At 34.6% G+C, this 7,444-nt stretch carries 3 protein-coding genes and 2 pseudogenes; 4 read left to right on the top strand and 1 reads right to left on the bottom strand.

Annotation, left to right across the window (positions count from 1 at the left end):
• From CDG56_RS04295 to CDG56_RS04280, 4 genes and pseudogenes are all read left to right on the top strand, one after another.
• Window positions 1-140: pseudogene (locus tag CDG56_RS04295) on the top strand (IS4 family transposase); the annotation flags it as partial.
• A gap of 17 nt (window positions 141-157) precedes the next feature.
• A pseudogene (locus tag CDG56_RS04290) lies at window positions 158-334 on the top strand (SAM-dependent DNA methyltransferase); the annotation flags it as partial.
• Between the two features lie 15 nt (window positions 335-349).
• Window positions 350-2,767, top strand: a complete 2,418-nt coding sequence (locus CDG56_RS04285) for a restriction endonuclease subunit S (RefSeq protein WP_087547038.1) — start codon at window positions 350-352, stop codon at window positions 2,765-2,767.
• 15 nt (window positions 2,768-2,782) lie between these two features.
• Window positions 2,783-6,025, top strand: coding sequence for an RNA-directed DNA polymerase (locus tag CDG56_RS04280; RefSeq protein WP_087547037.1), 3,243 nt, complete (start codon window positions 2,783-2,785; stop codon window positions 6,023-6,025).
• Window positions 6,026-6,149: 124 nt separating this feature from the next.
• On the opposite strand, the gene CDG56_RS04275 is transcribed toward CDG56_RS04280, so the two are convergent.
• Window positions 6,150-7,433: a ribonucleotide-diphosphate reductase subunit beta gene (locus tag CDG56_RS04275; protein WP_087545380.1), complete on the bottom strand. Its 1,284-nt coding sequence runs from the start codon at window positions 7,431-7,433 to the stop codon at window positions 6,150-6,152.
• Window positions 7,434-7,444 lie beyond the last annotated feature (11 nt).

Genomic DNA, 7,444 nt, shown 5'->3' with positions numbered 1-7,444 from the left:
CAGTAAGTTTATTTCGCTACGGTTTGGACTATGTTCAAATGGCTATTCTACGTTTGATTGGTTTTGGAAAAAAAGAAGAATTTAAGAAAGTGCTCGCAATTTTAAGGAAGAAAAAGCCTGATAGGACAAGGGCCCTATGAAATTTGTCGTGTACAAAGCGCTTCAAGATATTATTGGTCGCAGCTATAACCTTGATATAAAAAATCCGCATCTAATTGAAGAAGATGTAAAAGACCCTGAAGAGCTTTTATCTAAGTATGAAAGCCTTGAAGCTGAGGTTGCTAAAATTCGTCAGCAATTAAAAGTAATTTTAGATGAAGCTTTAGGTCAATAGTTCAGGATGAGTAAAATGACAAGTGTTAAAAAACTCATTACTGAGCATTTAGATATTTGGTTAACAGCAGAAACTGAGAAAAAATCAGGGCGTGGGCGTAGTTCAAGTTTTAGTAATTCAATTTATGGTGTTCAGAAACTGCGTGAGTTGATTTTGGAATTAGCTTTTCTTGGTAAATTAGTACCCAATCAAGCAAAACCTGTCGATTTATTGGAACAAATCTTGAGCGAGCAAAAGGAATTAGTAAAAAATAAAATTTTAAAAAAGACGACAGATATAAATATCTTCGAGTACTCTGAATTTAATTATCCTTTGCCAAAAACATGGGTTGTATTAAAACTATGTGATTCAGGTTATAACTTAGGTCAAAAAGTTCCCGATTCCAAATTCTCTTATATTGATGTTTCTGCAATTAATAGCATTTATGGACGTGTAGAAAACCAATCAATTTTAAATGCCGATGAAGCACCTTCACGAGCCCGTAAGAAAGTTACTCAAGGAACGATTATATATTCTACGATTAGACCCTATCTAAATAATATTGCCGTAATTGATAAAGTTTTTGAATATGAACCTATTGTAAGTACAGCTTTTGCTGTAATCCACCCATATAAGGTTATTGACTCCTATTATTTATTTTATTACTTGCGTAGTCCTTTGTTTGTAAAGTATGTTGAATCACAACAAATAGGGATCGCTTATCCTGCTATTAATGATAAGCAATTTTTTAGTGGATTGTTACCAGTCCCACCTTTAAATGAACAACAACGCATCGTAGCTAAAGTTGATGAATTAATGCAACTTTGTGATCAACTTGAACAGCAGCAAAATTTAAGCTCAGAAGCACATGATAAATTAGTTGACACGTTACTGAATGTTTTGATTAACTCATCTGATGTTGATGAGTTTCAACAGAATTGGCAGCGTATTTCAGAAAACTTTGATCTATTATTTACTACTGAATACAGTATTGAACAGCTAAAACAAACGATTTTGCAGCTAGCGGTAATGGGTAAGTTGGTAAAACAAGACCAAAATGATGAACCCGCAAGTGAGCTCTTGAAACATATTGTTGAAAAAAAAGCTAGGTTAGTTAAAGATGGGGTGATTAAGAAACCTAAGTTTTTACCTGAAAAGAATTTGTATGAAAATACATTTACTAGCCTTCCAGATAATTGGATTTTAACAAATCTAGCTAGTCTGGCAGAGATAAATCCTAGAAATAATATGATTGATGATTCAATATTTGTTAGTTTTGTTCCTATGACTTTAATCCATCGGGAGTATTTAGACAAACATGAAGCAGAAACAAAAACATGGGCAGAGGTAAAGAAAGGTTTTACACATTTTGCAAATAACGATATTGGTGTAGCAAAAATAACCCCTTGTTTTGAAAATAGTAAAGCGTGTGTATTTCAAAATCTTACTAATCATGTAGGTGCTGGTACAACAGAGTTACACATAGTTCGACCAATTGTGGGGCTGGATTCCGAATATGTTTTGATTTATTTTAAATCACCAGTTTTTCTAAAAACTGGTGAGGCTCACATGACTGGTACAGCGGGACAAAAAAGATTACCAAAAGAATTTGTGGAATACTTTAATTTCCCATTACCACCATTAAATGAGCAAAGACGTATTGTTAAAAAAGTAAATCAACTCTTCTCTATTATTGGACGCTTTCAGGTTCTACAAAGTAAATTACGTAAAACTAAACTTCATTTGGCTGATAGCTTAGTTAGTAATGCATTGAATGATTCAAACGATAAGAGTAAATCTGAAACTACAGACAATGTTATTCAGTTTGAAAAGCCAATTGAAGTTGTTAAGCAGTCGAATCAAAAAGTTACTGAGCAAATTGACTTGTTTACAGATGAAAGTGTTGACGATGATATAAAACTTTTATCTTTAGCTGCTGAAATCACGTTTCAGTTGCATACAGAGCCAACTTTTGGTCATTTAAAGCTACAAAAATTGATCTACTTATGCCAACAATTAAAACATATGGATTTAGCTGCTGATTTTAAACAACATGCCGCTGGTCCATATGATCGTAATATAGCAACATATATTGATACTGAGTTTAAAAAACGTCAGTGGTTCAGTTATCACCAAGATGAAACACCAAAATACAAACAACTTCGAAAATGTGGGGAACATAAAACAGAGTTTAATAGATTCTTTAAAAGTGAAGCATTTGAAATTTATGAGTTGATTGGATGGTTTAGAACTTGTACTTCAAGTCATATTGAAATAGTAGCAACGCTATTTGCTTGTTGGTTACGTTTGCTTGAGCAAAAGCAATTAGTTACAGAGGAGCAGCTTTTATGTGACTTTTATGCTTGGTCTGAAGAGAAGAGTAAGTTTAGTAAAGTTGAAGTTCTTAATGGTTATAAGTGGATGAAGATGTATTCCATAACACCAATAAAATAATTGTAAGGGGGGGGTATGTCGTATCAGGCGGTTTTTACAGGATGGGAAGATCTTAAATTAAAGGATTTACTCGTAGCTTATAGAAAAGCTAAAGCAGATTGTTTTTTTGAGAATACTTTCCCCACAGCAGTAAAATTTGCAGAGTATGAACAAAAATTATTACCTAATTTAAAAAAACTTTTGGAAAAATTAAAAAAAGATAATGGTTTTTTTGAGAATGAGAAATTCTTAGGGCAATATCGAGTTGTCCCTAAAAAATTAATAATAAATAAGAAGTCTGATACCAATAGCATTAGTCATGTACATTTTTCAGATCCAAAAAAAAATTTAAATAAGTTATTTGGTGAAAATGAGATAAATCCATCATTTCGTATCATTGGCGATTTCCCCGTAGAAACACATATTATTTCAGCCCTCTGGATTAATATGGTTGGAGAGCAGTTTGATGAACGATTAACTGAGTCTTGCTATGGGGCACGACTAAAACGTATAGAAAATGATGAAGAGTTTTCTTTAAATATGAGAAAACCTTTCCATATCAGTGCAATAGGATCATTTACACCGTACTTTCAGCCTTATCAAAAATGGCGAAATGATGGGTTAAATGCTATACGAGATGAATTAGAAAAAGATAAAAGTGTTATAGCAGTATCTTTGGACTTAAAAAGTTATTACCACTACATTGATCCAAAAATCATTGTTTCTGAAAATTTGCATAAAACATTCGATCTTACTCTTAGTGAGCATGAGCTTTTATTTACTAAGCAATTAGCTAATTTTTTAGAAGAATGGGCAAAACAGGCTGTTGTATTTTCAAAAAAAATCTCCGTTGAATGTGAGATATCAGGTGGATTAGCAATAGGCTTAACTGCAAGCAGAATTATCTCTAATATGATTTTGCACCGTTGGGATAAATTAATTAAAGAAAAAGTTACTCCAATTCATTATGGTCGTTATGTAGATGATATGTTTTTAGTATTAAAAGATGCTGGGAATATAAGTAATAGTGATGACTTAATGAAATTCTTACGAGAAAGAATTGGAGATGAGATACTAAAACCAGATGATAAGGACCCTAAAAAATGGTTGATTAATCAACCTAACTCTAAGAATGACTCAACCTTAATACAATTGCAATCTGATAAACAAAAGCTATTTCTTTTAGAAGGACGAACAGGGTTAGATTTATTAGATAGTATTGAAAAAGACATTTATGAGCTTTCGAGTGAACATCGTTTGATGCCTTCACCTGATCAACTAGATCAGTCAACGGCTGCGAAGGTTCTTTCAGCAGCTGGGAGTGTGGGGGAAAATGCTGATACTTTACGAAGAGCTGATGGATTAACGATAAGAAGATTAAGTTGGGCATTGCAATTACGGCATGTTGAGACACTTGCTCGTGATCTACCTTCTAAGGTGTGGAAAAAACAAAGAGATGAGTTTTACCAATTTGCTCATAATCATATTTTAAGACCTGATAGTATATTTGAGCATTTTTCATATTTACCTCGTTTACTCGGATTTGCCATCAGTTTGAATGAATGGCATCAAGCAGAATTAATTGTATTAAGAGCATATCAATCATTAGATCTTCTTAAAGCAGCAATTTTTGATCAAGATAGATCAAAATTTTATGGAGAAGTTAATGGTGCAAAATGTGATCTTCATGAAGATATTTGGCAAGAAATCAAACATTCGTTAACAATACTTTTTATTGATGCTGCAACTAAATACTATGATCCGAATGACCTTTTTTCGGATAAAGAGCCAAAGCAAAAAAGCTTAGAAGATATATTTTTCCGAGGTTTGTTTGAAAATATTGATTCAATTAGTGATTTATTTAATACTGATTTGAGTATCACAAACTTTAAAGAAAAAGCATTATTAGTTTTAAACTCTGACTTAGGTAAAACACCTTATAAACAAATTTTAGCTTTAAATATAAGTAATAAACTATTGGATAAAGAAAATAAAAGACGAAATGAAAAGCTTATTAGACGTTTCTTGGAAACAGAGCTAATTTCTACTGATTCCTTGAGATCTTTCTTAAAATCGTCATTCCCAAAGAGATTCAATAAGGAAAACTATTCTAATAAATATAGTTTTGAAATATTTTTACCCTACTTATTTCCTACAAGACCATATTCAACAGCAGAAATCTCTGAATTGGCACCTGAGTGTGTGGGTTTGCCTCAAAATAATAAGAAGTTTTGTAACACTTCGCCTACTAAAATATGGGCTAGGTATTGCCAAGCAGTACGTGGTGTATGGGTAAAACCTACTTTGTTAGCTATCGCTAATGATAATAAGGATAAGCTCAATTGTTCAAGGTCTTTAAGATTAGGAACTGATAGTAAAGATAAAGTTATAGTGGCCTTAACTAATCTAAAAACATCTCAAAAGGATTGGGCTCATACAGCAGCGAATAAACCTAATTTAAGTTTAGATAGATATAAGAGAATATCTGATTTAGTGAATGATATTTTGAGGCTAAACCCTAGACCTGACTATGTATTTTTTCCAGAATTATCTATTCCTTTAGAGTGGGTTGATAGTATCTCATCTAGGTTGTGTGCTGCTGGAATAAGTATTATTGCTGGAACTGAATATAGACATACTGCAAGCAATAAGTTAATAAGTGAGGCTTTATTAATATTATCTGATAACCGTTTAGGGCATTATGCATTTGCTAAAATTTGGCAACCTAAGCTTGAACCAGCTGTAGGTGAAGACAAAGAGCTGATTAGTGTGTACGGAAAAGTGTGGGATTTTGCTAGAACGAAGTATAAGACTGAAAAAGGTCAATTTAAAGTTCTAAAAAAGCCAATATACATACATAATAATTTTCATTTTGGAGTTATGGTTTGTTCTGAATTGCAAAATAGCAAATCAAGAATAAGTTTCCAAGGAAAGGTTGATGCTCTTTCAGTACTTAGTTGGAATCAAGATTTAGAAACATTTTCTACATTAATAGAGTCAGCAGCTCTTGATGTTCATGCTTATACAATTCTTGTAAATAATAGATCATATGGTGATAGTCGAATTCGTGTGCCAGCTAAACAATCCTTTAATCGAGATTTAGCAAGAGTAAGAGGTGGTGAAAATGATTTTGTTGTTGCAGCTACAATTGATATTAAAGAACTAAGAGTTTTTCAAAGTAGGTCAACACGCTGGACCCAAGAAGGCGACAAATTTAAACCATTACCTGAAGGCTTTACAATATCGAAACTTCGAAAGTTATCGCCTCCAATTAAGTAGTAAAAAAATAGAGCCATTAGGCTCTATTTTTTTTGCTTTAGCATAGCTGATTAAATTTGTAACAATCTCGAAATATGTGTCAAAAATCTCACATTATCTGTCATTCAGCGTCCATTAAATGACCTTACCAGCTTAACGCACCACCAGTTTGGTAATCCGTAACGCGCGTTTCAAAGAAATTCTTCTCTTTACGCAAGTCCATCATCTCAGACATCCATGCAAATGGGTTTGTTACACCAGCGAATTGCTCTGGTAAACCAAGTTGCGATAAACGACGGTTACAGATGAATTTCAAGTATTCTTCCATCATGCTTGCATTCATACCCAATACACCACGTGGCATCGTATCACGTGCGTATTCGATCTCAAGCATTGTACCTTCAAGAATCATTTGAATGACTTCTTGTTGGAATTCGGCAGTCCAAAGGTGAGGGTTCTCAATCTTGATTTGGTTGATCATATCAATACCAAAGTTCAAGTGCATAGATTCATCACGTAGGATGTATTGGAACTGTTCAGCAACACCGTTCATCTTGTTACGACGACCCATACTCAAGATTTGAGTGAAGCCACAGTAGAAGAAGATACCTTCAAGTACACAGTAGAATGCGATCAAGTTACGAAGTAAGCGTTGGTCGTTTTCAGGTGTTCCTGTGTGGAATGTAGGATCACTTAAAGATTGTGTATATTTCAAGCCCCATGATGCTTTACGTGCAACACTTGGAATCTCACGGTACATGTTAAAGACTTCGCCTTCATCCATACCTAAAGATTCAATACAGTATTGATACGCATGTGTATGAATCGCTTCTTCAAATGCTTGGCGCAAAATGTATTGGCGGCATTCTGGGTTGGTGATGTGGCGATAGATCGCCAAAACCAAGTTGTTCGCAACCAATGAATCTGCTGTTGAGAAGAAACCTAAAGAACGCATAACGATAGTGCGCTCATCTTCGGTTAAGCCATTTTCAGACTTCCAAAGTGCGATATCGTGGTTCATGTTAACTTCTTGTGGCATCCAGTGGTTTGCACACCCGTCCAAGTATTTTTGCCAAGCCCACTCATATTTGAATGGAACAAGTTGGTTTAAATCCGCACGACAGTTGATCATGGCTTTGTCGTCAACTTGTACACGCTGAGCACCCATTTCAAGCTCTTCTAAGCCCGGTGCAACGTCCAAATGATCTAGGGCTGCAGATGCTCTAGCCAACGAATCGGTTGGATTTGTTGCTCGGTTGGCACCGGCTCCAACGGGTTGTGCAGCTGCCATGCTCGGCGATGATTGCTCTGAATCAGATACCACTTGCGTATTAAGCGTTTTTTGCGAGTCGAGGGACGCAGACTTGTGTTCAGGTGCAGTCGGTTTTTGCGTATCATCTTCAAAATCGTCCCAGCTAAGGATAGACATATTTAATCTCA

The organism is Acinetobacter sp. WCHA39 (genome assembly GCF_002165385.1).
Classification (GTDB): Bacteria; Pseudomonadota; Gammaproteobacteria; order Pseudomonadales; family Moraxellaceae; genus Acinetobacter.
The sequence above is the reverse complement of the archived record's forward strand: the minus strand, read 5'-3'. Positions and strand labels throughout refer to the sequence as shown.

Excerpts from the sequence above, each read along its gene's own strand:
- CDG56_RS04285 (WP_087547038.1), top strand. The coding sequence starts at position 350 with ATGACAAGTGTTAAAAAACTCATTACTGAGCATTTAGATATTTGGTTA.
- CDG56_RS04280 (WP_087547037.1), top strand. The coding sequence starts at position 2,783 with ATGTCGTATCAGGCGGTTTTTACAGGATGGGAAGATCTTAAATTAAAG.
- CDG56_RS04275 (WP_087545380.1), bottom strand. The coding sequence starts at position 7,433 with ATGTCTATCCTTAGCTGGGACGATTTTGAAGATGATACGCAAAAACCG.